This is a genomic window from Streptomyces sp. B15 (assembly GCF_018070605.1).
Taxonomy (GTDB): Bacteria; Actinomycetota; Actinomycetes; order Streptomycetales; family Streptomycetaceae; genus Streptomyces; species Streptomyces smyrnaeus.
The window spans coordinates 12,924-39,680 of record NZ_JAGPXJ010000023.1 but is presented as its reverse complement, the minus strand read 5'-3'; the positions used below and the strand labels follow the sequence as shown (position 1 = coordinate 39,680).

Annotated in this window: 25 protein-coding genes and 1 pseudogene; 7 read left to right on the top strand and 19 right to left on the bottom strand. The window is 71.5% G+C overall.

What is annotated here, in order from left to right; all coding sequences use genetic code 11:
• Nucleotides 1-98 precede the first annotated feature (98 nt).
• Both KBY19_RS13475 and KBY19_RS13470 read right to left on the bottom strand, forming a co-directional pair.
• Complete coding sequence (locus KBY19_RS13475; RefSeq protein ID WP_099877709.1) at nucleotides 99-719, bottom strand: L-threonylcarbamoyladenylate synthase; 621 nt, start codon at nucleotides 717-719, stop codon at nucleotides 99-101.
• 41 nt (nucleotides 720-760) lie between these two features.
• Nucleotides 761-1,498 carry an SDR family oxidoreductase gene (locus KBY19_RS13470; RefSeq protein ID WP_099877711.1) on the bottom strand — a complete coding sequence of 246 codons (738 nt, stop codon included), beginning with the start codon at nucleotides 1,496-1,498 and terminating at the stop codon, nucleotides 761-763.
• A gap of 118 nt (nucleotides 1,499-1,616) precedes the next feature.
• On the opposite strand from KBY19_RS13470, the gene KBY19_RS13465 reads away from it, so the two are divergent.
• Entirely contained in the window at nucleotides 1,617-2,435 is an 819-nt protein-coding gene (locus KBY19_RS13465; RefSeq protein WP_099877714.1) for a helix-turn-helix transcriptional regulator, read from the top strand.
• A 54-nt stretch (nucleotides 2,436-2,489) separates the two neighbouring features.
• Here KBY19_RS13465 and KBY19_RS13460 read toward each other — a convergent pair whose 3' ends face one another.
• Nucleotides 2,490-3,065 carry a TetR/AcrR family transcriptional regulator gene (locus KBY19_RS13460; RefSeq protein ID WP_099886268.1) on the bottom strand — a complete coding sequence of 192 codons (576 nt, stop codon included), beginning with the start codon at nucleotides 3,063-3,065 and terminating at the stop codon, nucleotides 2,490-2,492.
• A gap of 385 nt (nucleotides 3,066-3,450) precedes the next feature.
• On the opposite strand from KBY19_RS13460, the gene KBY19_RS13455 reads away from it, so the two are divergent.
• Both KBY19_RS13455 and KBY19_RS13450 read left to right on the top strand, forming a co-directional pair.
• A complete protein-coding gene (locus KBY19_RS13455; protein WP_210965826.1) occupies nucleotides 3,451-4,008 on the top strand; it encodes a SigE family RNA polymerase sigma factor in 558 nt (185 codons plus the stop codon).
• Nucleotides 4,008-4,751: a hypothetical protein gene (locus KBY19_RS13450; RefSeq protein WP_210965825.1), complete on the top strand. Its 744-nt coding sequence runs from the start codon at nucleotides 4,008-4,010 to the stop codon at nucleotides 4,749-4,751. The genes KBY19_RS13455 and KBY19_RS13450 overlap by 1 nt, the downstream gene beginning before the upstream one ends.
• A 70-nt stretch (nucleotides 4,752-4,821) precedes the next feature.
• Here KBY19_RS13450 and KBY19_RS13445 read toward each other — a convergent pair whose 3' ends face one another.
• From KBY19_RS13445 to KBY19_RS13410, 8 genes are all read right to left on the bottom strand, one after another.
• Nucleotides 4,822-6,141, bottom strand: a complete 1,320-nt coding sequence (locus tag KBY19_RS13445) for an alpha-glucosidase/alpha-galactosidase (protein ID WP_099877722.1) — start codon at nucleotides 6,139-6,141, stop codon at nucleotides 4,822-4,824.
• A 9-nt stretch (nucleotides 6,142-6,150) separates the two neighbouring features.
• A complete protein-coding gene (locus tag KBY19_RS13440) occupies nucleotides 6,151-7,122 on the bottom strand; it encodes a carbohydrate kinase family protein (protein ID WP_099877725.1) in 972 nt (323 codons plus the stop codon).
• Nucleotides 7,123-7,130: 8 nt separating this feature from the next.
• Nucleotides 7,131-8,027 (bottom strand): carbohydrate ABC transporter permease, encoded by an 897-nt coding sequence (locus KBY19_RS13435; protein WP_099877728.1) that lies wholly within the window; start codon nucleotides 8,025-8,027, stop codon nucleotides 7,131-7,133.
• A complete protein-coding gene (locus tag KBY19_RS13430; protein WP_099877731.1) occupies nucleotides 8,024-9,031 on the bottom strand; it encodes a carbohydrate ABC transporter permease in 1,008 nt (335 codons plus the stop codon). The genes KBY19_RS13435 and KBY19_RS13430 overlap by 4 nt, the downstream gene beginning before the upstream one ends.
• Nucleotides 9,032-9,040: 9 nt before the next feature.
• Entirely contained in the window at nucleotides 9,041-10,375 is a 1,335-nt protein-coding gene (locus KBY19_RS13425) for an extracellular solute-binding protein (RefSeq protein WP_185016118.1), read from the bottom strand.
• 364 nt (nucleotides 10,376-10,739) lie between these two features.
• Entirely contained in the window at nucleotides 10,740-11,594 is an 855-nt protein-coding gene (locus KBY19_RS13420) for an endo alpha-1,4 polygalactosaminidase (RefSeq protein ID WP_210956962.1), read from the bottom strand.
• 286 nt (nucleotides 11,595-11,880) lie between these two features.
• Entirely contained in the window at nucleotides 11,881-12,783 is a 903-nt protein-coding gene (locus KBY19_RS13415) for a serine hydrolase (RefSeq protein ID WP_210965824.1), read from the bottom strand.
• On the bottom strand, nucleotides 12,780-13,694 hold the full coding sequence (locus tag KBY19_RS13410) for a LysR family transcriptional regulator (RefSeq protein ID WP_210965823.1): 915 nt from the start codon (nucleotides 13,692-13,694) through the stop codon (nucleotides 12,780-12,782). Before KBY19_RS13410 ends, KBY19_RS13415 begins: the two co-directional genes overlap by 4 nt.
• A gap of 209 nt (nucleotides 13,695-13,903) precedes the next feature.
• Here KBY19_RS13410 and bla point away from each other — a divergent pair, with 209 nt between their 5' ends.
• Nucleotides 13,904-14,854 (top strand): class A beta-lactamase, encoded by a 951-nt coding sequence (gene bla, locus KBY19_RS13405; RefSeq protein ID WP_210965845.1) that lies wholly within the window; start codon nucleotides 13,904-13,906, stop codon nucleotides 14,852-14,854.
• Between the two features lie 168 nt (nucleotides 14,855-15,022).
• On the opposite strand, the gene KBY19_RS13400 is transcribed toward bla, so the two are convergent.
• The gene (locus KBY19_RS13400) at nucleotides 15,023-16,537 is read right to left on the bottom strand and encodes a sodium:alanine symporter family protein (RefSeq protein ID WP_185016121.1); all 1,515 of its coding nucleotides are present in this window, start codon (nucleotides 16,535-16,537) and stop codon (nucleotides 15,023-15,025) included.
• Nucleotides 16,538-16,722: 185 nt separating this feature from the next.
• On the opposite strand from KBY19_RS13400, the pseudogene KBY19_RS36455 reads away from it, so the two are divergent.
• Nucleotides 16,723-17,420: pseudogene (locus KBY19_RS36455) on the top strand (pectate lyase); the annotation flags it as partial.
• A gap of 112 nt (nucleotides 17,421-17,532) precedes the next feature.
• Here KBY19_RS36455 and KBY19_RS13390 read toward each other — a convergent pair.
• Complete coding sequence (locus KBY19_RS13390; RefSeq protein WP_099877746.1) at nucleotides 17,533-17,826, bottom strand: YciI family protein; 294 nt, start codon at nucleotides 17,824-17,826, stop codon at nucleotides 17,533-17,535.
• A gap of 23 nt (nucleotides 17,827-17,849) precedes the next feature.
• On the opposite strand from KBY19_RS13390, the gene KBY19_RS13385 reads away from it, so the two are divergent.
• The gene (locus tag KBY19_RS13385; RefSeq protein WP_307842647.1) at nucleotides 17,850-18,545 is read left to right on the top strand and encodes a Crp/Fnr family transcriptional regulator; all 696 of its coding nucleotides are present in this window, start codon (nucleotides 17,850-17,852) and stop codon (nucleotides 18,543-18,545) included.
• 60 nt (nucleotides 18,546-18,605) lie between these two features.
• Here KBY19_RS13385 and KBY19_RS13380 read toward each other — a convergent pair whose 3' ends face one another.
• The 3 genes from KBY19_RS13380 to KBY19_RS13370 form a co-directional block, all read right to left on the bottom strand.
• Nucleotides 18,606-19,652 (bottom strand): LacI family DNA-binding transcriptional regulator, encoded by a 1,047-nt coding sequence (locus KBY19_RS13380; protein WP_210965822.1) that lies wholly within the window; start codon nucleotides 19,650-19,652, stop codon nucleotides 18,606-18,608.
• Between the two features lie 332 nt (nucleotides 19,653-19,984).
• Nucleotides 19,985-20,239, bottom strand: coding sequence for a DUF6332 family protein (locus tag KBY19_RS13375; RefSeq protein ID WP_210965821.1), 255 nt, complete (start codon nucleotides 20,237-20,239; stop codon nucleotides 19,985-19,987).
• Between the two features lie 75 nt (nucleotides 20,240-20,314).
• The gene (locus KBY19_RS13370; RefSeq protein ID WP_099877751.1) at nucleotides 20,315-20,725 is read right to left on the bottom strand and encodes a RidA family protein; all 411 of its coding nucleotides are present in this window, start codon (nucleotides 20,723-20,725) and stop codon (nucleotides 20,315-20,317) included.
• A 136-nt stretch (nucleotides 20,726-20,861) separates the two neighbouring features.
• On the opposite strand from KBY19_RS13370, the gene KBY19_RS13365 reads away from it, so the two are divergent.
• Nucleotides 20,862-21,836: a YafY family protein gene (locus KBY19_RS13365; protein ID WP_099877754.1), complete on the top strand. Its 975-nt coding sequence runs from the start codon at nucleotides 20,862-20,864 to the stop codon at nucleotides 21,834-21,836.
• A 121-nt stretch (nucleotides 21,837-21,957) separates the two neighbouring features.
• Here KBY19_RS13365 and KBY19_RS13360 read toward each other — a convergent pair whose 3' ends face one another.
• The 3 genes from KBY19_RS13360 to KBY19_RS13350 form a co-directional block, all read right to left on the bottom strand.
• Entirely contained in the window at nucleotides 21,958-23,226 is a 1,269-nt protein-coding gene (locus KBY19_RS13360) for an alginate lyase family protein (RefSeq protein WP_099877756.1), read from the bottom strand.
• Nucleotides 23,227-23,275: 49 nt separating this feature from the next.
• Entirely contained in the window at nucleotides 23,276-24,349 is a 1,074-nt protein-coding gene (locus KBY19_RS13355) for a glycoside hydrolase family 43 protein (protein ID WP_307843503.1), read from the bottom strand.
• Nucleotides 24,350-24,506: 157 nt separating this feature from the next.
• Nucleotides 24,507-26,756 (bottom strand): AAA family ATPase, encoded by a 2,250-nt coding sequence (locus tag KBY19_RS13350; RefSeq protein ID WP_099886272.1) that lies wholly within the window; start codon nucleotides 26,754-26,756, stop codon nucleotides 24,507-24,509.
• Nucleotide 26,757 lies beyond the last annotated feature (1 nt).

Below are 26,757 nucleotides of genomic sequence, written 5' to 3'. Positions count from 1 at the left end.
GGCCGAACGGCGTACCGATCGGGCCCGCCCGGGCGCCGCCGTGCCGCTGCGGCACCCGGACGACACCTCGGCAGTCGGGACCGCGACCCTACGCGCTGCTAGGCGAAGCGCGCGGTGTCGCCCGCGCCGGCCCGTACGATCTGGGCGGCGCCCTCGGAGAAGTCGACCACGGTGGTCGGCTCGGTGCCGCAGTCACCCGAGTCGACCACGGCGTCCACCACGTGGTCGAGCCGTTCCTTGATCTCCCAGCCCTGGGTCATCGGCTCCTCCTCGTCCGGCAGCAGCAGGGTGCTGGACAGCAGCGGCTCGCCGAGTTCGGACAGCAGCGCCTGGGCCACGACGTGGTCGGGGATGCGGACTCCGACCGTCTTCTTCTTCGGGTGCAGCAGCTTGCGGGGCACCTCCTTCGTCGCGGGGAGGATGAAGGTGTAGCGGCCCGGGGTGGCCGCCTTGATCGCGCGGAACACGTCGTTGTCGACGTGCACGAACTGGCCGAGCTGCGCGAAGTTCTGGCACACGAGGGTGAAGTGGTGCCTCTCGTCGAGGTTGCGGATGGAACGGATGCGGGACATGCCGTCGCGGCTGCCCAGCCGGCACCCCAGAGCGAAACAGGAGTCCGTCGGATACGCGATGAGCGCGTCGGCCCGGACGCTGTCGACCACGGTGCTGATGGTGCGCCGCTGCGGGTTGTCGGGGTGCACGTCGAAGTACTTCGCCATCCGCCGAGCCTAAACCGAAGCCGTGCCGAACAGGCCCTGGGTCAGCTCTGGGCGGTGGGACGGACGACGATCTCGTTCACATCGACGGTGGACGGCTGCTCGACGGCGAACGCCAGGGCTCGGGCGACGGCCTCGGGCGGGATGGCGATCCGGTCCCGGACCTGCGAGATCTCGGCACGGATGTGTGGGTTCGTCGACGCTTCGGCGAACTCGGTGTCCACCATGCCCGGCGAGACCGTCGTCACCCGCAGCGCGTCGCCGGCTTCCTGCCGCAGCCCCTCGCAGATGGCGCGCACCGCGACCTTCGTGCCCGCGTAGACGGCCATGGCGGGAACGACGCGGAACGCCGCCGTGGACGCGGTGGTGATGAAGTGCCCGGAGCCCTGAGCGCGGAAGACCGGCAGTGCGGCACCGATACCGTGCAGCACGCCCTTGATGTTGACGTCCACCATCCGGTCCCAATCGTCGACGCGCAGATCGTCCAGCGGGGAGATCGTACCGACCCCCGCGTTGCTGATCAGTACGTCGAGCCGGCCGAAGCGCTCCGCGGCCAGGGCGACCAGGGCCTGCAGATCAGCACGCCGGGTGACGTCCGTGCGGAGCTGCACGGCGCTGCCACCCGCCTTCTCGATCCGGGACACCAGGTCCGCGAGGCGCTCGGACCTGCGGGCGCCCAGCACGAGTCGCGCGCCCCGTTCGGCCAGCAGCAGTGCGGTGGCTTCGCCGATACCGCTGCCGGCTCCCGTGATCGCCACGACCTTGCCGTCGATTCCGGTCATGATGCCTTCCCTCTCGCTTCCTCGCGGGGCGCCGCCGCCCCGCTTCGGCATCAGTCTGCGGAGGGCCCACCCTGGTATACAGAGCCCGTTCGTTCTGGAACCAGGAGTGCCACCCACCATGTCGAAGAATCCGGGTCAACGCCGTGAGCTGGGCACTTTCCTGCGCAGCCGGAGGGAGCGGGTCACGCCCGAACAGGTCGGCCTGCCGCGCAGCGCCCGGCGCCGGACGCCGGGGCTGCGCCGGGAGGAGCTGGCGCTGCTCGCCGGGATCAGCGCCACCTGGTACACGTATCTGGAACAGGGCCGGGAGATCCACGCCTCGGACCAGGTACTCGCCTCGCTGGCCTCGGTGCTGCGGTTGAACCGGCACGAGCGCGGACATCTCTTCCAGCTCGCCGGCCGTGCCCCGGCGGCGGAGGCTGCGGCCGAGGCGGCGGAGTCCGAGCCGCTCGCCGCCGAGGTGGCGGCCGTTCCGCTGCTGCTCCAACCGCACCCGGCCTACATCATCGGTGGCACCTACGACCTGCTCAGCCACAATCCGGCGGCCGAGGAGCTGTTCCCCGCCCTGACCGCGGAGGCGGACCGCCCGCCGAACTTCGCCCGCTGGGTCTTCCTGGCACCCGTGGCGCGGGAGGTGCTGGTCGATTGGGAGCGGGAGGCGCGGGGGCTGCTCGCGCGGTTGCGCACACTGTCCGGGCGACATCCCGGTGATCCGCGCCATGCGGGGCTGATCGACGAGTTGCACGCGGGCAGCGCACAGGTGCGGGCCTGGTGGCCCCGGTACGACGTGGAGCCACGGCGCGGTGGACGCAAACGGCTGCGGCGTCCGGGCCACGGGGTGACCAGTTTCGCGTACACCGCTTTTCACCTGGCCGGACAGCCGGAGCAGACGCTGGTGATCTACGCCGACGAAAGGGAGGCGGCCGACGAGGGCTGACGACGGGACGGAGGACGGGCGGCGGGGGGGTGCAGGACTGGGGCGTCCGGGCGGTCAGGGGCGGTCGTCCTCGCGGGGGCGGCGGTCGAGCACGAGGTCGGCGGCGGCGGCGCGCACCTCGGCCCGGGTGCGGTGGCCGTGGTCGGCGGCGATGAAGTGCGCGCCGATCGCCACACAGAAGGCGAGCAGGCTGCGGGCCTCGACCTCGATCTCGTCGGAGCAGAAGGTGCCGATCATCTCCCGCAGCAGCGCCATACGCCGGTTGTCCACCCGCCGCAGCCGCTCGGCGACCGCCTCGTCGCGCCGGGCCCAGTCGCGGACCGCCAGGTCGAGCGGGAGCAGGCGGTCGCTGGAGAAGGTGAGCATCCCGGCGCGCTGGATCTTGGTCTTCGGGTCGCCGCCCTCGCGCTCGACGCGGTCGATCACCTCGTCGGTGCTCTCCCGCTCCCAGGTGTCGAGCATCGCCTCCAGCAGCGCGTCGCGGTCCGCGAAGTACCCGTAGAAGCCGCCTTTGGTGACGCCGAGCTGTTTGGCCAGTGCCTCGACGCGGACGGCGTCCGGGCCGCCGACGGCCAGCGCCCGCAGCCCCTCCTCGATCCACCGGTCACGGGGTGTGCGTACAGCGCCCATGGTGTGTTCCACCTCACTTCTCCGCCGTGTACGCGCCACCGTGCAAGCGGACCAGCCTCCCATTTATACGTCATCGTATAACTGATCGGAGCCAGAGATGACCGTGGGTTTCGTCGCCTTCCACTACCGCGCGCCGAGCACTTCGGGGCGTTCGTCGACCGTGCCCGGCAAGTGGGCGCGTCCCTGCGGGAGAAGCCCGGGTGCCCGTCCGCCGAGATCCGGGCCACCGCCGACGGCGACTCCGTCAGGCGAGCGACGGCCGGAGCCGGGCCGCCGTCGACCGCAACGCACCCCCCGCGCCCCGGAGTTCCTGGTACCCTCACCGCCGCACGGGGGTGTGCGGGATGACGGCAGGTGGCCGGGATATCGAACATGAGGGGGCTCCGTGCATTCCCCAACGGGCGGGTTCGACGCCTTCTTCGAGCGGCACCACGCTGAACTCGCCCGGCTGGCCTACCTGTTGCTCGGCGACGCGGAGGAAGCCGACGACCTCGCCGCGGACGCGTTCGTCGCGATCTGGAACCAGTGGGACCGGGTGTGCACGGCCGACCATCCCCTCGCGTACGCCCGCGGAGTCGTCACCAACCTCGCACGCGGCCAAATACGCAGCCGCGCCCGGGAACGCCGCAGGATCGCGCTGTTCTGGTCCCGGCACCAGGAGCCCACCGAGGGCCCGGACGTCCCCGCCGTCCTGGACGTCCGCGAGGCCCTCGCCCGGCTGCCGTTCCGCCGACGCGCCTGTGTGGTGCTGCGGCACGCCTTCGACGTCCCGGAACGCGAAACTGCCCGCATCCTGGGGATATCGACCGGCACCGTGAAGAGCCAGGCATCCCGCGGCATGGCTCAGTTGGCACAGCTGCTGGCATCCGCCGAGCAGGGCGCGGGCCATAGCGTGGGCACCGTTCTGGCGCTACGCGGAAGGAAGGCAGGACGGTACACCTGATGAACGTGCGCGAGGAGTGGGAGGAGACCGAGGCGGGGCAGCGGCTCGACGCCCGGTTGCGTGCCGCGGCCGACGCTCACCAGCCGGACCGCGCACGGATGCTCGCCCGGATCGCCCGAGCCACCCAGGAGCCCGGCGCCCGGAAGCAATCACCTCGCACCGCGCCGCCCCGCTCCTGGCCACGGGTGGCGGCCGTGGTCGGCGCCCTCGTCATGGTGCTCGGCACCGGTGGCGCCGTCGCGCTGTGGGCCCAGCAGGGAGACCGGCACGCCGCCGGGGACGGCCGGCCTCCGACGGTACGCACCTCGTCCTCCCCCGGCGGAGACGCCCGGACGGGCGGGGCCGGTGGACCCCCGGCAGTCGACGGCCCGCTGCGGTCGAGCGGTGCGACGGCCCGCGACGGCAACGACTACTGGTCGCAGACCGAGGTCACCATCCGTACGAAGAAGCGGCTCACCGCGCTGACCGTGGAGCTGCGCATCGCCGAACGGTCGCCGCTCACCTCCACCGGCTCCTGGCGCACCCGCCCGCCCCGGGACTTCGACGTCGATGTCCGGCACACCCAGGGCGCACTCGTCTACCGCTGGACGCTCAAGGAGGGCCGTACGGTACCGCCCGGACCCCATGTGTTCGCCGGGCAGTACGACCACGGCTCGGGCAGGCGGAGCGCGGCGGACGACACATACACGGTCTCGGCCACCGCTGAGGGCCGCGGATACGCCGTCGGCGGCGGAATCGGCTAGGGCACCGCGCCGACGGACCCCATGGGGAGTGCCCCCGGCAGAAGGGCACCTCGCCCCGGGCGCCGGTGTGTCAGCTCCCCAGCAGGGTGCGCAGCCCCGGCTGGAGGCGGTCCCCGTGGGCTTCCACCATGGCGTCGCACAGCTCCCAGATCCGGTCCGGCGACAGGGTGGCGGCAGTGGCCGGGTCGGTCATGGCGGCTTGCCGGACAAAGGCCGGTGCGTCCTCCAGGGCGGCACGCACAACCAGGTCGGTGGTGCTCAGATAGGTGCGGTTGAGGGCGGCCAACTGGGCGGGGAGCGGTCCGGTGCGGGTGGGCTGGACCCCCGAGTCGTCCACCAGGCAAGGCACTTCCACGGTGCCCTCGCCGGGCAGATTGCCGATCAGTCCGCGGTTGGGGACGTTTCCGTAGACGGTGCGCGGTGTGCCGGTGACGATGCTGTGGATGATCTGCGGCGCGTACTCCATCGTCCCCTCGACCTGCAGCGTGCGCCCGGCGGCGAGGGCGTCCCGGGTCCTTTCGTACTCGGCGACGTTCTCGGCCACGATGTCGAGATAGGCGCCGACGGGCAGCCTGAGGCGGTCGATCTCGCTGTCGTGGTGCAGATACCAGGGCACGTACTCGGCGGAGTGCTCGCTGGTCTCGGTCGGGTAGTAGCCCAGCCTGCGGTACATGTCGACGCGGGTGCGGCGACGCAGCTGCGCGTCCTGGTCGATCAGCGCGTCCAACTTGGCGTACAGATCGGTGTCGCCGTGGCGGAACTCCAGCACCCACGCCTGGTGGTTGACGCCCGCGGCCCGGTAGGTCACCTCCTCGAGGGGGACGCCCACCAGCTCCGACAGGCCGTGCATGGTCCAGTGGACCGAGTGGCACAGGCCCACCACCCGGGTCAGCCCGGTGGCCTGGACGAGGTACTGGACGTTCATGGCCATCGGGTTGGTGTAGTTGAGCAGCCAGGCGTCGGGGCAGACCTCGGCGATGTCCTCACCGAGTGCCTTGAGCAGCGGGAAGGTACGCAGTCCCCGGAAGATCCCGCCGATGCCGAGGGTGTCGCCGATGGTCTGCCGCACCCCGAAGCGTGCGGGTACCTCGAAGTCGGTGCGGGTGGCCTCGCCCATACCGACCTGGACGCTGTTGATGACGAAGTCCGCGCCGGTGAGCGCTGCGCGGCGGTCGGCGTGTGCGGTGATGTGCGGGTCGGCGCCACGCGCGTGCGCGATCTGCCGAGCGGCGGCCACGGCCGTCTCCAGCCGCTCGGGGTCGATGTCGTGCAGGGCGATGCGCGCACCGCGCAGCTCGGGGAAGGCGAACAGGTCGGCGAGCAGCCCTTGGGTGAAGACGACGCTGCCGGCGCCGATGAAGCTGATCTTGGGGGTGGTGCTGGTGGTCATGATGCTCTCTCAGTCGGTGGTGGCGAGAGGGGCCGCCGTATGGGCACGGGCTTCCTCCCAGGTGGGCTGGGCCGGGGTGCCGCCGTGCGCGCGGGTCGACAGGGCGCCGCACACGGAGGCGAGTTCGAGTGCTTCGGGGAGCGGGAGGCCGGCGAGGTTCGCGGCGATGAACCCGGCGTCGAAGCTGTCGCCCGCGCCGACGGTGTCGCGCGGGGTGACGGTGATGCCGCCGGTGTGCACCAGACCGCGGCCGTCGTGCGCGAGGGCGCCGTCCGCGCCGTTCTTGACGACGGTCACCGGCCCGCGCGCGGCCAGCCGCGCCGCGGCCTCGGCGGGCGAGCCGCCGCTGCCGGTACCGGCGAGGGCGACGGCCTCGGCGGCGTTGGGCAGCAGGAAGTCGGTGACGGGAAGCAGCGCGGCCATCCCGTCCGGGTCCCAACGGCCGGCGGGATCGTCGTTGGTGTCCAGCGAGGTGGTGGCGCCGTGACAGCGGGCGGTACGCAGCAGCGCCGGCAGCGTCCGCGCCAGCCGGGGCATGAGGAAGTAGGAGGCGGCGTGGACGTGCCGGGCGGCGGCCAGCAGCCCGGGCGGCACATCGGAGCTGCTGGTGGTGGCCAGGGTGCCCGGGCTGGTGAGGATGGCCCGGTCGCTGCCGGGCCCGTCGCCGCGGGTGACGACGACGGTCAGCGGCGTGGGCAGTTCGGGGTCCACGCCGAGCGCCGCGGTGTCGACGCCTCGTGCGGCGAGCGCGTCCCGTACGAAGTGCCCGGCCTCGTCGTCGCCGACGCGGCCGACGAGTGCGACCGACAGCCCCAGCCGGGCCGCCCCGCAGGCCGTGATCGCGGCGGAGCCGCCGAGGGTGAGGGCCCCGGAGTCGACGAGCTGTTCGTGCTGCCCGAAGGCGAGGGGTTCGTCCAGCGGTCCGACGACGACATCCGGGTTGGCGTCGCCGAGAACGACCAGATCGTGGCTGTGCGGCATGGTTGCTGTTACCCCTTGAGGCCGGTGGAGGTGAGGGAGCGGATGAACGACTTCTGCGCGCCGAGGAAGGCCAGCAGCACGGGCAGCACGGTGAGCACGTTCCCGGCCATCACGGCGGACCACCGGGTGTGGTGCTGCCCCTGGAAGGTGGTGAGGCCGAGCTGAAGGGTGTATTGGGTGTCGTGGTTGAGGGCGATCAGCGGCCAGGTGAGGTCGTTCCACGTGGTCAGGAACGTCAGTACGGCCACCGTGCTCAGCGCGGGCCGGGACAGCGGCAGCACGATGGTGAACAGCACGCGAAGCCGTGAGCAGCCGTCGAGCCAGGCCGCCTCCTCCAGTTCGCGGGGCAGCGAGAGGAAGAACTGCCGCAGCAGGAAGACGGCGAACGGGGTGACCAGTGACGGCACGATCAGCGCACCGAGCGTGTCGATGAGGCCGAGCCGCTTCATCACCAGGAACGTCGGGATCATCGTCAGCTGGAACGGCACGGCCATCGTCGCCAGCATCAGGACCAGCAGCACCTTGGAACCGGCGAACCGCATACGGGCGAAGGCGTAGCCGCCCAGCGATCCGAACAGCAGGTTGGCGGCGACCGCGACGGCCGAGACGATCAGAGAGTTGAGGAACCAGCGCGGGAACAGCGCGTTGCCCAGCACGTACCGGTAGCCGCCCAGGTCGATGCCGGAGGGCCACAGTGCCGGGGGGAACCGGTTGATCTCGGCGTCGCTCATCACCGAGCTGAGCAGCAGCCACACCAGCGGCAGTGCGAACAGCAGGGCCAGCGGCGCCAGCAGCAGATGCCACGCGCTGAAGGGCAACCGCGGGCGCCGCCGTCCGAGGCCCGGTGCCGCTTCGGATGCCGCGTTGCGCGGCTGTGTGCCGGGACGGGGCGCTGCGAGGGTCATCGTGCGGCTCCTTGCGGGTGCGTACGGCCACGGACGACCCGCGTCACGACACCGATCAGACACAGCGCGAAGGCCAGTACATAGGCGGCTGCCGCGCCGTATCCGGCGGTGAAGCTCTTGAACGCCTGCTCCCAGATGAAGTAGACGATCACCGTGGTGGAGCCGAGGGGCCCGCCTTTGGTCGTGACGTACACCAGGTCGAACACTTGGAGGGACTGGATGGTCTGCCACAGCACCAGGAAGACGGTGACGGGCGTGAGCGCGGGCAGGGTGACGTGCCGCAGCACATGCCGGCGGCCCGCGCCGTCCAGCCGCGCCGCCTCGATCAGCGACTCGGGGACGTCCTGGAGCGCGGCGAGGTAGACGACGACGCAGAACCCGGTGCCGCTCCACAGCGTGATGCCCACCAGAACGGCGAGCGCCTGTCCGGGGTCGGTGAGGAAGCCCTGCGGGGACAGGCCCAGCCGGGACAGCACCGAGTTGGCGGCGCCGAACTCGGGGTCGAGGATGAAGGAGAACAGCACCCCCTGGGCCGTCGCCGAGACCACGAACGGCACGAAGATCAGTGTGCGGTAGAGGCCGACGAGGCGTATCCGCCGGTTCAGCGCGAGGGCCAGCGCCAAACCGCCGACCAGGCTCAGCGGCACGAACAGCACGGTGAACAGCAGGGTGTTGCGGATCGCCTGGCTGAAGTGCGGATCGGCGGCGAGCGCCCGGTAGTTGTCGAGCCCCACCCAACGGCTCGGGGTGACCAGGTCGTTGGCCTGGAACGACAGCAGCAGCGACCAGACCACGGGCAGCACGCTGAGCCCCAGGATGATCAGCACCGCGGGCGAGACGAAGGCCCATGCGGTGGCCGCTTCCCTGCGGTGGGCGTCCCGCAGACGGCCGGTACGCCATCCGCGGTGTGCGGTCCCCGGTCCGGGTGCGGGGGCTCCGGGGCCGGGGTCGGACCGGTCGGTGGGTGGGTCCGCCAGTGTCAGCGGCGCGGGATGGTGTGGCATCGGGGCTCCTCAGCGGGGAATCAGGAGGGCGGCGTCGGCCTCGTCGGCGCAGGCGCGCATCGCGGCGCGTGGGCTGCTCCGGCCGAGCAGTACGGAGATGAGGGCCTGCCCCAGCGCCTGGGAGATCTCGGGGTAGGCAGGGTGGTTCGGGCGGACCCTGGCGCCCTCCAGCGCCTTGGTGAAGGTGGCGAGGCCCTCGCTGCGGCGGGTCTCGCGCTGCCAGCGCGGCAGTTCCTGCGCATGCCTGCTCAGCGGCAGGCTGCCTGCCTCCGCACCCCAGCGCACGTCCTGGGCCGGCCGCATCAGCCAGTCCACGAAGGTGCGGGCGGCGCGCACCCGTGCGGACCCGTTGTCGAAGACGGTCCAGGTATCGGGTCCGGAGATGGTCGCGGGCCGGCCCGAGAAGCTGGGCAGCGGCACCACATGGTGGTCGATCCCCGCCTTCCGGATGTCGGGGAGCTGCCAGGGGCCGGTGATCGCCATGGCCATCCGGCCGCCCTGGAAGACCTGGTACATCTGCTCGCCGCCGGGTTTCGGGTCGACGTAGACGCTCTTGTGCCTGACCAGGTCCTCGACGACCTCCAGCGCCCGCACCCCCTCCTTCGCGAAGCCGATACTGCGCCCGTCGTCCGCGATCACGTCTCCGCCCAGGTCCCAGACCATGGGCCACAGCCGCCAGACGGTGTCCTCGTCACCGGCGCCGGGCCAGCCGGTACCGAAGTGGCCGGCCCCCTTGTCGGTCAGCTTCCGCGCGACGGAGACGAAGTCGTGCCACCGCCAGCCGGCCCGGGGCAGCGGCACGCCCGCCCGCGCGAAGAGCTTCTTGTTGCAGACCACGGCCAGCGCGTCCAGCAGGGCCGGCGCCGCCCGGACCCGGCCGTTGAGGGAGACGGCCTCGCGGGCGGGGGCCCAGTAGCTCTTCCACGGCGTAGCGGCGGAGCCCACGGTGTCTGTCAGATCGACGACCTGCGGGCTGCGGGCGACGTTGGCCAGATCGGAGCCGAAGACGTAGGCGATGTCGGGGTAGGCGCCCGAGGCGAGAGCCGCGGTGATCTTCTGCAGCATCGAGTCGGCCAGCACCCCGCCCCCCATGTCCACCCGGATGCGCGGGTGGCTGCGCTCGAAGTCGGCGACCAGGCGTCGCAGCGCGGCCCGTGCCGTGTCGGCCTGGCCGTGCCACAGCTCGATGGTGACCCGGCCGTCGGCACCGACGCCGTCGTCCGGACCGGCGCCGCAGCCGGGCACAGCGGCCCCGGCCAGCGCCGTGAGCGCCAGCGCGCCACCTCGGCGCAGCACCCGGCGACGGGAGGGCGACGGGGCGGGGGCGCTGAGGGGTACGGCCATCTGTACCTCCGGATGAAGGGGTGCGGGCGGCGGCTGGGCCGCGGGACATGCGGGGAAGTGCGGGGCCGCGTCGGGAACGCGAAGGGGAGCGCGTTCCCGACGCGGGAGCCGGGACCACGCGGTGCGGGGGCGCGGGCCCGGGGTACTCGGGCGCAGTCGCCGGCAGGCGTACGGGCGCGGCCGGACGCGGTTCGCCGGACGGTCCGCGGCGGGTGCGGGCGGGCGTGGCCGGCCCTCGGCGCAGCGGGCCCCGGCCGCCCGTCATCTCAGCGGGGGCAGGGTCGTGGCGAGGCCGTGGGCGGAGCGCTGCCGGGGCGTGGGCCGGGGCCGGGAACAGGTACGCGGCGGTGCCGACCGGCAGCCGTCAGCAGGTCTCCCGGACGTAGCCGTCGTCCGGCGGGGTGCGGACGTCCAGGTCCCGGCGGACGATACTGAGCTGGTCGCTCCAGCCCTCGCACGCGGTCGCCAGGCCGTCGGCGGTGTACTCGATGACGAAGACCTCGTCGCCGAACGCCTTGGTGTAGGTGCCGCACTCCTTCCATTCGCCGCACTGCTCGGCGATGGCGAAGTCCAGCCCGTTGTCCTTGCGGGACGTGGCCAGTTCGGCGGCGTTCTTCTGGCCGATCGCCAGTCCCTTGCTGTGCGCGTGGCCGGACAGCCTGCGGATGAGGTCCTGGGCCTGACCGGTCGTCAGCAGCCCCTTGGACCGGTCGTAGCTGTCGTAGTTGTCCGGCTCGACGGCCTGGAAGCCCTTGGCGGCGCAGGAGTCGATCCAGGCGTTGACCTTTTTGGCGATCCGCTTGCGCTTGTCCGGTGTCCGGATGTCGAGGAGGGCCTCACCCTTCCATTCGCCGTCGTAGACGACGTCGCCGGACTTGTCGCGCAGCAGCAGGTCGGAGTCCCAGCTGTCCTCGGCGCCGGGCTGCGTCTGGAAGGCGTTGACGTAGCAGATGTTGTACAGCCCCTCGGCGGGCTGCACGGAGTGGTCGCGGCTGACCACCCGCACGCCCTCGGGGGGCGTGTACGGGCCGCCGATCTGGTAGTCGAACCCGGCGTGTGCCGGAGGAAGCGTCACGTCCTGCGCCGCCCGGGGCTCGGCCACGGGCTCGGTGTCGGCCGAGGCCGAGGAGCTGTTCGCCTGCGCGGCCGCCAGCAGCAAGGTCGCGGCAGCGGCGGCGGCGCCGAGAGCCCGGTACGGACGTCGACGGTCGGAATGCATCGTCGAACTCCAGGGGGTGGAGGGCACGTCCCCGCCTCGGACACACAGGGGTCCTGGCGACTCAGTCCGGGCTCACGGCGCACCGCATACCGGCTGGGCGTACCTCTGACGTCGAGAACTCGCCTACGACGTGCAACGGAGTAAACCGACCTCCAACACCCGGTGTCAAGAGCTCGAAACTGCTCGAAACAGCGCCACTTGATGCAACTTCGCGCAGAATTCGGGAGAGTCCCGTACCGTTGCGCCCCTCAGCGGTCGGGTCGGCAGCGCCGGCGGGTGCCGGCGTTCAGCCGTGCCGGAGGTGGTCCCGCAGTTCGCGGGCGACCTGGGCCATCAGGGCTTCGGCACCGGGCTGCGCCGCCGCGGCCACCTGGGACTCGGTCAGCGCCGCGACGGCGAAGACGGCACCGTCGGCGTGCTGCACCACGCCGACCTCGTGCCGGAGGTTGAGGAGCGTACCCGTCTTGGACGCCCAGGTGGCGGAGTCGGAGCTGAAGTCGGGGGCGAGCCGCTGGCGCACCACGTTGTCGGCCATGAGGGAGCGTATGCGTGCGGCCACGTCCGGGTGGACGGCCGAGGGGGTCCACAGGGCCTGGAGCAGGTCCACGAACGCCCGCGCCGTACCGGCGTTGGTGCGGGTGACGTCGAGCTGCGGCAGCTGGTGGCCGTGGCCGCCGGTACCGGCGGCGATGGCGAGGGAGTGCGCCAGATGGGTGGCGTCCGCCCGCAGCTGCTCGGCGGGGGTGTCCGTCAACTCGTCGAGGGCGTGCCGCACGGTGATGCCTTTGACGCCGATCCCGCGCAGCACGGCGTCCACGGCGGCGGGCGGGGTGAGGCCGAACAGGGCGTTGGCGGCGGCGTTGTCGCTGAGCGAGGTGCTCAGATAGATCAGGTCCTCCAGGGCGACCCGGGCGGGGTGCCGGAACCGGGTGATCCCGATGGGGCCGGGCCTGGTGGCGCCGCCCGGCGACACCTCCAGCTGCCGGGCCCCGTCGAGTTCGCCGCGCCGGATACGGTCGAGTGTGGCGACCGCGAGGGGGACCTTGACCAGGGAGGCGACGGGCAGCTCGGTGTCCGGGTCGATGCCCAGCTCCTGTCCCGTGCGCAGGTCGCGGACCAGGAACGAGCCGGTCAGGCCGCCGTCGCGCAGGTCCTGGCGCAGTTCGCGCAGCAACCGGTCGGCCCTCATACGTTCTCCGTCTCCGCTGTCCGCGCCGTCCCCGCTTCCCCGCCCGCCCCCAAGCAGTGCGCGAGGTCGTCGCCCAGCCGGGTGTCGAGGCGTTCGGCGTCGCCCTCTTCCGCCGCGAGGAGGCCGAACGTCCGCTCCAGGCTTTCGATCTCCCCCAGCGGGCGCCAGTGCAGGGTGAATTCCCGGGCCTGCAGGGGCGAACACAGCAGCAGATCCGCCGAGGAGAACACCTCGGCGGCCGCCTGGGTGAGGCTGGTGGCGACGGAGAGCTGCGCGGGGCGCAGCCCGACGGCGTCCCGCAGCCGCGTCACCCGGTCCCGGATGTGCGGCACGTCGTCCTCGGGCTGCAGCCAGACACGGCGCGGTGGACCCTGGTCGGTGCGCCGGGGGCGGAGGGTCTCCAGGTAGAGGCGCCGGGCCCGGGGCCGGGCGACACCGGCGAGCCCGAGCGGTACGCGCCAGCGCGCCTGGTCCGGCGGCACCGCGACGAGCGCGGCCCGCACCTGCTGGGAGCGCACCAGGTGGGGGCGTACCCCGGGGGCCGCGGTACGCAGGTCCAGGGTGATGCCGTGGTCCAGCGCCGCCGCCGCGAGCCGGGCGAGGGCGGGCGCGGGACAGGTGTCGGGGACGGCGAGCCGGACCGGCCTGCGCTGCGCTGTCGCCGCCTCGTGCTCCAGTTCCTCGGCGGCGAGCACCAGCCGTCGCGCCGCGGGGAGCAGCTCACGCCCGAACGGGGTGAGGCGGGCCCGGCGCGAGCTCCGCTCGAACAGCCGCTCGCCGAGGCGCTGCTCCAGTGCGGCGACACGGCGGCTGGCGACCGACTGCGACATGTGCGCGGCCGCCGCGCCCACCGTGAAGCTGCCGCGCTCACTGACATGTACGAACGCACGACAGGCACCCACAAGATCCACGACGCCACCCTATGTCCCGGCCTCAGGTATGCGGATCCCGCATCAACCCGCGCGATCCGGTCTTGGACGGCATGACGTACGAGGCGGCAGGCTGCGAGGCCGGGGCGGGCGACCGGCAGGGCGCAGCGCCACGCGACCGAGCGCTGCTCGCCGTGCCGCGCCGCGCCCCGAAGGAGACCGGTTTCGGACAGTCGGAGGTATCGACCACCATGCGCACCACCACAGCCCGGCGCACCGCCCTGGGCGCACTCGGCAGCCTCGCGCTCCTGCTGCCGCTGGCGGCCTGCGGCAGCGACGACCCGGCCGGCTCCTCCGCCAAGTCGTCCGCCGAGTCGTCCGCCGGGTCCTCGGACTCCGGTGCGCCCGACAAGACACGGGGCGAGGTGGCTGCGGCCTTCAAGAAGCTGGAGCGGAAGTACGACGCGCGGCTCGGCGTCCACGCCGTCGACACCGGGTCGAACCAGGAGATCTCCTACCACGCGGACGAGCGCTTCGCCTACGCCTCGACACACAAGGCGTTCACCGCCGCCGCCATCTTGGACAAGCACTCGCTCAGCGGCCTCGACAAGGTGATCACCTACAAGAAGAAGGACCTGCTCCCGCACTCCCCCGTCACCAGCAAGCATGTGGACGAGGGGATGACCCTGCGGGCGTTGTGCGCGGCCACCGTCCGGTACAGCGACAACGCCGCTGACAACCTGCTGTTGCGCGAGCTGGGCGGGCCCAAGGCACTCGACGCCTTCCTCGAAGACCTCGGCGACGACGTCACCCACGCCAACCGCTACGAGCAGGAGCTCAACGAGGCGACACCGGGCGACAAGCGGGACACCACCACGCCCCGCGCGTTCGCCGAGGATCTGCGCGCCGTCGCACTCGGTGACGCCCTCGACAAGAAGGAGCGCGCCCAGCTCAGCACCTGGATGCGCGAGAGCCCCACCGGGAAGACGCTGATCAATGCCGGCTTCCCGAAGGACTGGACCGTCGCCGACAAGAGCGGCGCGGGCCGGTACGCGAGCCGCAACGACATCGCCGTCGTCCGTCCGCCCGGCAAGGCTCCGCTCGTGGTGACGGTCATGTCCAAGCGCTCGGAGCGGGACGCCGACTACGACGACAAGCTGGTGTCCGAGGCCGCCTCCGTGGTCGCCGACGAGCTCTCGTAGCGGTCCGAGTCTTCCGCGGGCCGCTACGCCGAAGGACGCCCGTGGAACGCCGTCGGGGCGGCAGGGTCCGGGTTCCTCCCGGGCGCTGCCGCCCCGACGGTGTGGTGACCGATCGATCGTCTCCCGGACACCACGCGGCGCGGAGCGCGGTGACCGGGAGGACGCGGCCTACGCCTCCCGCACCGGAACGCTCTTACCCGCTTCGCCGGACGCCACTTCGCCGGACTTGCCCGCCTTGCCGGTGCTGCGGCTTCCGTCCCAGCACTCGATCTCACCCGGCAGCTCCGGCAGCCGGTCCCGGAAGAAGGCGGGGTCGAGGCCCTGGCGCCGCTGGGTGAGGTAGTCGTCCAGCAGCTTCCAGGCGATGGCCGACAGGGGCAGGATCGCCACCAGGTTGACCAGCGCCATACCGCCCATGAAGACGTCGGCGAGATTCCACACCACGTCCACCGAGCCCAGCGCCCCGGCGAAGACGGCGCCCAGCACCAGTACGCGGTAGCCGGGCAGCACCCAACGGCTGGCCGTCCCCGTCATGAACTGGATGTTGGACTCGCCGTAGTAGTAGTTGCCGATCAGCGTGGAGAAGGCGAGCAGGAAGACGACCAGCGTCAGCACGTGTCCCGCCCAGCCACCGAGCGTGTCCTCCAGTGCCGACTGCGTCAGGTCGGCGCCGCCGCGCTCGGAGAGCGAGGGGTTCGTGGTGAGGATGATGAAGGCGGTCATCGAGCAGATCAGCAGCGTGTCGAAGAAGACACCGAGCGTTTGTACGAGTCCCTGCTTGACGGGGTGCGACACCTCGGCGGTCGCCGCCGCGTTGGGGGCCGAGCCCAGACCGGCCTCGTTGGAGAACATCCCGCGCCGGATGCCCTGCTGGATCGCCGCGCCGACGGCACCGCCCGCGACCTCGCGGAAGCCGAAGGCACCGCCCACGATGTCCCCGAAGACGCGCGGCACGTCGGTGATGTTGAGGATGACGACGGCAAGGCCGAGCAGCAGATAGATCACGGCCATCACCGGCACGACGAGCTGGGTGACCGTCGCGATCCGCCGGACGCCTCCGAAGATCACCAAGGCCAGCAGCACCACGACGGCCACGCCCGCGCCCGCCACGGGGAAGTCGTCCCCGAAGGAGCCCTGGGCGACCGAGGCGATGGTGTTGGACTGCACGGCGTTGAAGACGAAGCCGAAGGTCAGGGTGATGACGACCGCGAAGACCAGGCCCAGCCAGCGCTTTCCGAGGCCCCGCTGCATGTAGTACGCGGGTCCGCCGCGGTAGGTACCGGACTCCTTGCCGTCGCTGTCCCGGTTGCGGACCTTGTACAGCTGGGCGAGGGAGGCCTCCACGAACGCGGACGAGGCACCCAGCAGGGCCATCACCCACATCCAGAAGACGGCGCCCGCACCGCCCGCGGTGATCGCGGCGGCCACGCCGGCGACATTGCCGGTGCCGACCCGGGCGGCGGCGGAGATGGTGAAGGCGCCGAAGGACGACACCTGCTTGCGGCCGTCCGGGGCCGGCTGACTCTTGTCGCCGAGCACCCGCACCATCTCGGGCAGCAGCCGCAACTGCACCCCTCGTGAACGGAGCGTGAAGTACAGCGCGGCACCTACCACCAGGGGGATGAGGAGGTAGGTCCAGAAGACGTCGTTGACGTCCAATATGAACGAGTTGAGCGAATCCACGCGGCGTCCTCGGGAAGATCACAGCTGGTGCACGCAGCACCAACCGAGGGACAAGGTTCCGAAAATCTTCCGTAGACTACTCGGCCGTCCGGACAGCCTGCACCGCTGAGCGGTATGCCCTATCTCACAGGCCCCACGGGCCACACGAGCCCCATCCGTCACATAAGCCCCATGGACGGAGGACCTGGGACCCCACCGACGGCGACTCGGGCAACTGGAACTCCGAGTACGACAGCGCCGTGGTGCACGGCGCCCCCATGTGGGGCTCGACCACAACACGTTCACCGACGGCTGCTACCCCGACAGGGCCCTGCCCTCCTACTACGGCCGCCTCTACCAGCAGCACGACGGCGAGTTGGACATCGTCCGGGGTGCCGACCAGGTCACCGTCCCGTGGAACGTCTTCGCGGACCACGACAAGACGCTGACGATCGGCAACAGCGACAGCGCCGCCGGCACCGACCGGGGCCGCCTGCGGGTGACACTGCACCACAATCTGTTCTCCGGCCTGGTCGAGCGGGCACCCCGGGTGCGCCTCGGCAAGGTCGACGTGTACAACAACCACTATGTGATCGACGCGAGACGCGCGTCCTACAGCTACAGCCCGGGAATCGGCAAGGAGTCGCGGCTCGTCGCCGAGACGGACGCCTTCACCCTGGCGGGCGGCGTCAGTGCGAGGCGTCTCCTCAAGAAGTGGAGCGAGGCGCCGCTCACGGCCGAGTGCAATGTCGTCAACGGCCGCCCCGTGGATCTGATCGCCGCACACAACGCGGAGTTCCCCGGGCACCGGCTGGAGTCCCCGGCCGGCTGGAAGCCCCGGCTGCGCACCCGCGTCGATACGCCGAACGCCGTATCCCGCCTGGTGGGCCGGCGGGCGGGGGCCGAGTCCTCGACCGACTGCTCGACCGGTAGCCGGACCCACCGGGCCGGGACTTCGCCGGGCGCCACGGGCGGCGCACGCGACGAACGGTTCGGCGTCGCCCACGGGAGGCCCGTCACCGTGCGGGGCCGCCCCCGGTGCCCGGCGTACTCGGCACCACCACCGGGGTCCAGTCCCGAATGCTCACGACCTGGACGCCGGGTGTCGTGTAGTAGGGATCGGCCGCCATGATCGCGTCCAGTTCGGCGCGGGTCGCATCGAAGATCAGTACTGCTCCGCTGTCGTCCGCCCACGGCCCGGCGGCCAGTACCTGTCCTTGCGCGTGCAGTTCCGTCAGGCGCTGCCGGTGGGCGGGGCGTGCGGCCAGTCGTACCGCGCTGTCGGTGAAAGCCAGTTCGAGAATCAGCATGCCGCTGACGGTACGGTCGGGAGGTGACCTTGTATGTATCGACTGATACACCCGAGCAGTGGCGCTCGCTGAGCCGTATCCCCCTGCTCGCCTCCCTCCCGGACACCACGCTGCGGCAGGTGTGGGCCGACTCCGTACCGCACACCGCACCGGCGGGGCAGCCGCTGCGCCGGGCAGGCGATCCCGCCACTCACCTCCTCCTGCTGTTGCGCGGCCGGGTGGCCGCCACGGCCACGACGGGCGCCGGACGCGTGCTCCGCTTCGGGGAATGGGCGGGGCCCTGCGCGTTGGACAAGGTCGCCGTGATCGACGGAGCGGGGCACACCGCCACCCTCGACGCGCTCACGCCGTGCGCCGTACGGAGCCTGCCGCGCGACCGGTTCCTGGGCCTGGTCGACGACGCGGCCTCGGTACGGGCTCATGTACTGCGCGTTCTGGCCGGGCACGCCCGAGCGCAGCAGCGACAGCTGGCCGCGACCGCCACCCTGCCCGCCCAGGCCCGGCTGTCGGCCTGGCTGCTGGAGCAGGCCGCCGCCCTGCCCCGCGGGCGGGTACCGCTGCCCGGCACCCAGCAGGCCCTCGCCGATCTGCTGGGGGTCACCCGGGTCACCGTGAACCGCGCGCTGGCCCGCCTCCGACGGGACGGGCTGATCGAGCTTCGGGGACGCACCGTCACCGTACTCGCCCCGGAACTGCTCGCACGCCGCGCCGAGGGCTGACCCTGCCCGGACAAGTGTCACCGTGCCGTTCGGCTCGACGGTCATTGTTCGAGATTCTGGTCAAACGAAGACGTCCGGGGGCGGCGCGCAGCTGTTCCGTTCCACGAGCCGAGTGGGCAGCTCGGTCGTGGTGCCCGGTGGTATGTGCCCCTCGCGCACCCGCAGCAGCAGCCGCAGCGCGGTGGCCGCCATCTCACCGAGCGGCTGCCGTACGGTCGTCAGAGCGGGCGTCACCCACTCCCCCTCCGGCAGATCGTCGAAGCCGACGACACTCACGTCCTGTGGAACCCGCAACCCCAGCTCGGTCAGGGCCTGGTAGACACCGAGGGCCATCGGGTCCGAGCAGGCGAAGACCGCTGTGGGTGGCTGCTCCAGCGCGAACAGCTCGCGGGCCCGCCGACGCGCGAGGCCGGTGTCGAAGTCGGCGTAGCGGACGTACTCGGGACGCGGGCCCACCCCGGCAGCGACCAGCGCCGTGCGGTAGCCCGCCACGCGTGCGCGGCTGCACCGCGTACGGCGATGGCCGCCGATCACGGCGATTCTGGCGTGTCCGAGCCCCAGCAGGTGTTCGACCGCACCGAGCGCACCTCGTTCGTCGGCCGCTCCGACGGAGAGCACACCGGGCGGCGGGTCGGCCACCGGGTCGACCATGGCGTAGGCGATCCGGTGCTGTTCCAGCCAGGCGTGGTGGGTCGGGGCCGGCTCGGCGAGATGGAAGAGCACTCCCGAAGTACCGCGCAGGGCCAGTCTGTCGAGCCAGCCGCGCTCCGGTCTGCCGCCCCGGGTGCGGGCCGGACCCGCGGAGACCAGCACCTCCAGGCCCGCCTCGTGCGCAGCCTCCTCCACCCCGCGCAGCACGGCACCCGACCGGGCGTTGTCCAAGGAGTGCACGACCAGGTCGACGACCGGTGGCGGCCGGCGCGGGGTGAGGCGCGGGCGGCGTACATATCCCAGCGCATGGAGTGCTTCGGTGACACGGCGGCGGGTGTCGGGAGCCACGTCCTCGCGGCCGTTGACCACCTTGGAGGCCGTCGGTATCGAGACGGCCGCCGCGCGCGCCACCACGGCGAGAGTGGGTCCCGCCGAGCGCGGCTCGGTGCGCGTCATTATCGCTCTCCTCTCTTTTCTTTCCGCCCCTGAACGGGCGCAGCGCTGTGCGACGCACTCGATGGTGCGCGCGGAAAGCGGACAGCTGGGCGAACGCACCACACATTACGGCCGCTTCGGTATGCGTTGTAGTCCTGGAAACCGCCAGAATTCTTTGTGACCGGTATTTCGAACCGCTCGGCCGGTATTTCGAACCGCTCGAAATACCGGCCGACATCAGCGGACAACACGGTCGACCCACCATGTCCGGCGCTCGTGGGCCCGGTGTCCGGGAGCGCCGCGGGCGGGGGCTCGACCGAAGGTGGGGACCTGGCCGGCAAAGACCGGAAAGGTCAGTTTCCTTTGCGGCGTTGCACATCGAACCGACGGAGCACCCGCACCAGACGCCACACTCCGAACGCTGCCCCCACCAGCGTGCCTCCCGTCAGCACGCCTTGACGCGTCGAGCCGGAGAGGCCGAGGAGCAGCGCGAGACCCAGTGCCGCAGCCCATACCACCGCGGCCAGCAAAGCGGCCGTGACCAGGGCGAACACGATCTCCACCGTCATCGCGTCCTTCTCCCACCGCGCCTCACGCCCCCTGTCCATGCCGCAAGTCTTCCAGCACGGTCGAGCCGCTGCCTTTGCGGGGCGGGAGGAGCGGTGGAAGAGCCGATCACCGCTTCACGACACTGCCACGGGCGCGACGGCGGTCCCTTCGAGCTCGACCATCAAGGTGGGGATCGCCAGCCGCGTCACTCCGAGCATCGTGGTGGCCGGCGCCACCTTGGCGGCGCCCAACCGCGACGCCAGCCCGGCGTAGTGCTGGAAAAGCAGATCGACGTCGGTGGTGTAGACATTGAGGCGGACGAGATGCGCGAGGGTCATGCCCGCCTCGCTGAGAACCGCCTCCAGATTGTCGAGGCTCAGCGTCAGCTGCGCCGCCATGTCGCCGGGATGACGGGGTTCGCCGTCACCGCTCATCGCCGTCTGTCCGGCGCAGTACAGGGTCCGGGTCTGCCCGGAGACGATCTCACCCTGGTTGTACCCCATCTCCACCGACCACGCCCACGGGTTGACCGCCGTTCGCTCCACAGCCACATCAGCTCCAATTCGATTCCTCGACAGTGCGTACGCCCATCGGTGCGGTGACCGCCCCTGTTGACGTCGTGTTGTGAGCCTTCCAGCGAACCGTGACGCCCTGTGTCACGTATTCCGATAGGTTTGCCGCATGCGCGCCGACCGGTTGGTTTCACTGGTGCTGCTGCTGCGCCAGCGTGGTCAGTTGTCCGCGGCCACGCTCGCCCGCGAGCTGGAGGTGTCCACCCGCACCGTGCTGCGCGACATCGAGGCGCTGTCCGCAGCCGGCGTCCCGGTCTACGCCGAACGCGGTCGGCACGGCGGTTTCGGGTTGCTGCCCGGTTTCCGGACCGAACTCACGGGACTGAGCAACGACGAGGCCCTCGCCCTGGTGATCGCCGGGTCGCGGCGCGGCGCGCAGGCATTCGGCCTCGGCTCGGCGCTCGCTTCGGCCATGCTCAAGGTGGTCGACGCGCTGCCGGAAAGCCACCGGGACACCGCGGCAGGTGTGGCCGAGCGGTTGCTCATCGACCCGGAGACCGACCTCCTCTCGCGCCGCGTGGTCACTGAGGAGGTGCCCGACACGATGCTGGCCGAGGTCCGGCGCGCCGTGCTCGCCGGGCACAAGCTGCGCATCCACTACGCGGCCACGGGCCGGACACCGCAGTGGCGCACGGTGGACCCGGTCGGTCTGGTCACCGTGCGCGACCGGGGCTATCTACTGGCCACGAGAGCCGGCGCGGACCGCACCTACCGGCTGTCCCGGATCCTGGCCGCCGAGGAGCTCGACGAACCCGCGCAGCGACCGGACCGGATCGATCTGGACCGCGCCTGGCAGGAACGCAGCACGCGGTTCCGCGCCGGCGGCGACCAGGTCACCGTGCTGATACGGATGGACCCGGCGCGGCGGGAGGAACTGCTGGAGACCGCACTGGCCGTCCGCGCCGAAGAAACCGACTCGGAAGGCCGGCTACGGCTGGAGGTGGCCTTCCAGGATGCGAGACACGCCGAATGGGCACTGTGGCAGCTCGCCATGGACGCGGAGGCCCTGGCCCCGCAGTGGTTGCGCACCTCGCTGCGCGTCCGCGCCGAGGCGATGGCCGCCCGCTACCGAACGCCGTCCTGAGAGTTGCCCTCTGCTGCGGCAGTCGGTCAAGGTCCATCGCACGTCGGCGGCCCGGATCGAGCGGAGCACGTCGGACGGCCGGGCCGGAACCCGGCGTCATCTGCGCCCGGCCCGGTGACTCCTAAGCCTTCAGTACGTAGGTGAGGGTGCCGAAGCCGAGTTCGTCGTAGCCACCGCTGTTGGGCCCGTGGTCGCCACCACCGCCCTCGGGGCTCTGTTTGCGCGCCAGCAGCGAGAGATACGGCGTTCGGTGTCCCTTGCGGTAGTGGTAGTGGTGGTAGACCCGCTCCCAGACGGGGCGGGTCTGGCCGCGGCCGCTTTCGGAGACGACGGTCTGCTCGCGGTGGGCGCAGTTCTGCCCGGTACCCCAGGAGTAGGTACGGAACGGCACGCTCTCGCCGTGGTTGTACTTGGCGACGTATTCGCACGCTTTCATGAAGCGGTTGTCGTCGGCGCCGTACAGATCGATGCCCTGCTTGAGCGCCATTTCGCAGACGGTGCCCATCAGACCGATGCCCATGAGGGAGTGGCCCTGGTCGCGGCCGCTCTCCTGCCACTGGGCGAGCCCGCCCTCGTGCAGGAAGGGTACGGCGTGTGCGAGGGAGCCGTTGCCCTCGCCGTGGTGGAAGTAGTCCACCGCCTGGTCGAACTTGGCCCGGTCGTCGTTGAGGATGCCGATGGCCATGACGGCGGCCATGTTGCACAGGTCCCAGTTCGCCCAGTAGTTGGTGACGCAGGCACCGTTGTGGTTCCTGAGGAAGGCGTCGCACAGCGGGTAGAAGACGCCGGCCAGCATCTCCTGGAAGCGGGCCAGGTCGAAGCCGTCGTAGCCACGCATGATCTCGGCGGCGTTGGCGAACTGGTAGCCGTGGATACCGGAGGCGAGGAAGCGATCGGCGTTGCCCGTGACGGTCCTCAGCTTCGCGGACCAGGCGTTGAGGATGTCGCGTGCGGTGTCGCCCTGTGCCCTTTCGCCGGTGACCTTCCAGCGCAGGGCGTTCTGGTAGGCGGCGTGGATGTCCTTGTACAGCTGGGGGTAGTTCTGGCCGTCGCCGCCTCGCACGACGGTCTCCAACGGTCGTGGCGTCCATCCGGCGGTCGAGTGCGGGTTGGCGGTCAGCCGCTCCCATCCGCTCTTCCAGGGTTCCGCGCCCGCCCGGACCTTCTCGGCCATCCGTGCGAAGTCGTCCGCGCCGTGCAGCATGCCGGGGTGGGTGAGTGCGGCGGCCCCGGTCCGGGACGGGGTGCCGGTCTTCCCGGCCCCGCTGTCCACGGTGGTGGCGTAGGCGACACCGGGCACGGCGAGCGCGCCCGCGCCGAGCGCCGTGCCCTTGAGGAGACGGCGACGGCTCAGCCCGTTGCGGCGGTGTGTGTTGTCTCTACGGCTCATGGGGGGCGCCCTCTTTCCGGGAGGGGTGGGGGGTGACCGGCGGGCGCGCTCACCCTTGCTCGGGGCGCCGCGTTGCCGGGTGGTCGGCGACCGGGATGCCGAAGTGGGGGGTGCCGTCGGCGTTCCAGCCCAGGGTCTGGATGCGGGTGTGCCGGTTGGGGTCGTCGAGCGGGTCGCCCTCGATCTCCTTGTACTGCCGGGCGTGGTAGACGAGGACGTCGGTCCGTCCGTTCTCGGCGACGGTGAAGGAGTTGTGGCCGGGTCCGTACTGGCTGGTGCTGTCGTTGCTGGTGAAGACGGGCTGCCGGCTCTTGGTCCAGGAGCCGGGGTCGAGCAGGTCCGCGGTGTCGGGCGCGGTGAGCAGGCCCATGCAGTAGTTGGCGTCGGTGGCACTGGCGGAGTAGGTCATGAAGACCCGCCCGTTGCGTCGGAGCACGGCGGGCCCCTCGTTGACGGAGAAGCCGATGGTCTCCCAGGGCAACTCCGGGCGGGAGAGGCGCACCTGCGGGCCCGTGACGCTCCAGGGGCTGTCCATCGCGGAGAGGTAGAGGTCGGTGTTGTTGTTCTGGGAGGGGTCGTGCTGTGCCCAGGCGAGGTAGCGGGTGCCCCGGTGCACGAAGGTGGTGGCGTCCAGCGAGAAGCTCTCCCACCGGGTGGCGATCCGGCCCCGCTCGCTCCACCGGCCCTGGAGCGGGTTGCGGGCGGTGTTCTCCAGCACGTACATCCGGATCGCCCACACGTCGTCGGAGCGGCCGGCGGCGAAGTAGATGTACCAGGTCCCGTCGATGAAGTGGATCTCCGGCGCCCAGATGTGGGTGGCCATCTCGCCGCTGCCGTGCTTCTCCCAGATCACCGTCTCGGGGGCCTGGGCGAGCCCGCCCAGGGTCCTGGCACGGCGCAGCACGATCCGGTCGTACTCGGGAACGGTCGCCGTGAAGTAGTAGTAGCCGTCGCTGTGCCGCACGATGTGCGGGTCGGCACGCTGCCGCACCAGGGGGTTGCGGTACGCGGGTGCGGCGCCGCCGCCGGCCGCGCGGGCCTCCTGGGCCGTACCGAGCGCGGTGAGCCCGATCCCGGCGGCCGTACCGGCCGCTCCTTTCAGTACGGTTCTGCGGCTCTTCACGTGAGTCACTCCTCGGGGGAGGCGGCGTGGTCGGTGGGGAGACTACGGTCCACGCGGTGCCAGGTCAGCGGAGTGGGACGGAACCGAAATTTTCGGGCCGCCCCGAACCCCCGCCCTCCTGTCCCGCCACGCCCACGCTCGCCGCCCCGACGAGGGGTCAGGCGGGGTGCTCCGCATCGGGAGCGCCCAGCGCTTCGGCCAGTGCGCTCGGCAGTGGAGCCCGGTGCAGGATGCCGAGGCCCTGGGTGGCCCGGGTGAGGGCGACGTACAGGTCGCTGGTGCCGAACTCGGCGGGCTCGACGACCAGGACGCGGTCGAATTCGAGGCCCTTCGCCTGGCGCGGGTCCAGCAGGACGAGCTGCCGGGTGAGGTCCGGCTCGGCGCCCGCGACGACACCGGGCAGCCGGTCGGCCAGCGCCTCGTGCAGGCGGCGGGGTGCGATGACACCGAGGCGGCCCTCGTCGGGGGTCTGGGCGGTCGCCGCCTCGGCGACGGCGACCGGCAGGTCGTCCGACGTCCGCCGGGCCCACGGCCGCTCGCCCGTGGTGCGGACCGAGGAAGGCGGCTCGAAACCGGGACGCTCGGCCCGTACGACGGCTGCGGCGAGGTCCATCACCTCGGCGGGGGTGCGGTAGTTGACACCGAGCCGGGTGTGCTCCCAGCGGTCACCGACGTAGTCGGCGAGGATGTCCTCCCAGGAACCGACCCCGGCCTCGTCGCCGGTCTGGACCGGGTCACCGACCAGGGTCATGGAGCGGGACGGGCAGCGCCGCATCAGCAGCCGCCAGGCCATCGGGGACAGCTCCTGCGCCTCGTCGACGATGATGTGGCCGAAGGCCCAGGAGCGGTCGGCGGCGGCGCGTTCGGCCGCCGTCCGATGGTCGGCCTCCTCGTGGCGCTCGGCCATCCGCTCCGCGTCGATGATGTCGTGCGCGGCGAGGATCTCGGACTCGCCGTCCTCGAACTCGAACGACTCCGAACCGCGGGCGACCTCCAGTACTCCCTGCGCGTACTGGATGCGCTCCTGGCGCTCGGCCTCGGCCGCCGCCTGCTGAGCGCTGTCGTCCTCGCCCAGCAGCTCGGCGGCCTCGTCGAGCAGCGGCACGTCCGCCGGCGTCCAGTCCACGGGCGAGGTGACCGGGCGACGGATCGCGGCCGCGTCCTGGTCGGACAGACGGGTGGGCTCGGCCAGATAGTCGGCGACGAACTCCGTCGGCGTCAGTTCGGGCCACAGCTGCGCGATGGCCTCGTGCACCTCGGGGTTGGCGGCGATGGCCTTGCCCAGCTGCGCGACGTCGTCCGGGCCCAGCAGATTGGGTCCGCCGTAGGGGTCGGTGCCGATACGTTCGACGAGCTGCGCCGTGAGCGCGTCGAGGATGCGGAAGGCGAAGTGCGGGCGGGCCAGGTTGTGCGGGAGCCGGGTCGCGCGGGCCGCCTCGCGCGCCTCGTCGACCAGATGCCAGTCGAGAAGGAGGTCGCCGTCGTCGTGCGGCACCACGACGGGTTCGCCCGGTTCCGGCACCTGCTGCCGGTCGCGTACGGCCAGTCGCAGCGCCTCGGCCATCTCGGTGCCGCCTTTGACAGCGGCGGCGCGCGGAGTGTCGGAGCCGCGTGCCTCGACGCCCGGGTACAGCTCGCCGGGAGTGGAAAGCAGCACACCGGTCTCACCGAGCGAGGGCAGCACCTCGCCGATGTAGGAGAGGAAGGCCGGATTCGGGCCGACGATCAACACGGCCCGCCTGGCCAGCAGTTCCCGGTGCTCGTAGAGGAGGAACGCGGCCCGGTGCAGCGCGACGGCGGTCTTGCCGGTGCCTGGTCCGCCCTCCACGACCAGGACACCGCGGTGCGGGGCGCGGATGATGCGGTCCTGTTCGGCCTGGATGGTGCGCACGATGTCGTTCATCCGGCCGGTGCGTGCCGCGTTCAAAGAGGCGAGCAGTACGGCGTCACCGCTGGGGTCCTCGTGTCCGGTGCGCTCCTGGTCGCCCAGGTCGAGCAATTCGTCGTGCAGCTCGGTGACGGTGCGGCCGTACGTGGAGATGTGCCGCCGCCGACGCAGGCCCATGGGGGTGTGCCCGGTGGCGAGATAGAAGGGGCGGGCCACCGGAGCACGCCAGTCGATGAGGACCGGCGTACGCTCGGCGTCGTCCTCGCGGATACCGATGCGGCCGATGTGGTGCGAGTCGCCGTCGGTCAGGTCGATTCGGCCGAAGCACAGTGAGCCGTCCACGGCGTTCAGCGCGGCGAGCAGCCCAGAGCGTTCGGCGACGCGTACGTCCCGCTCGACGCGTGCCTGCTGGGTGCTGCCGTCCGGCCGCTGCGCCTCTTCGACGGCCGAAGCAGCCTGCCCACGCAGTGCATCGACCCGCGCGTAAAGGTGATCGATGTACTCCTGCTCGTGCTGCAGC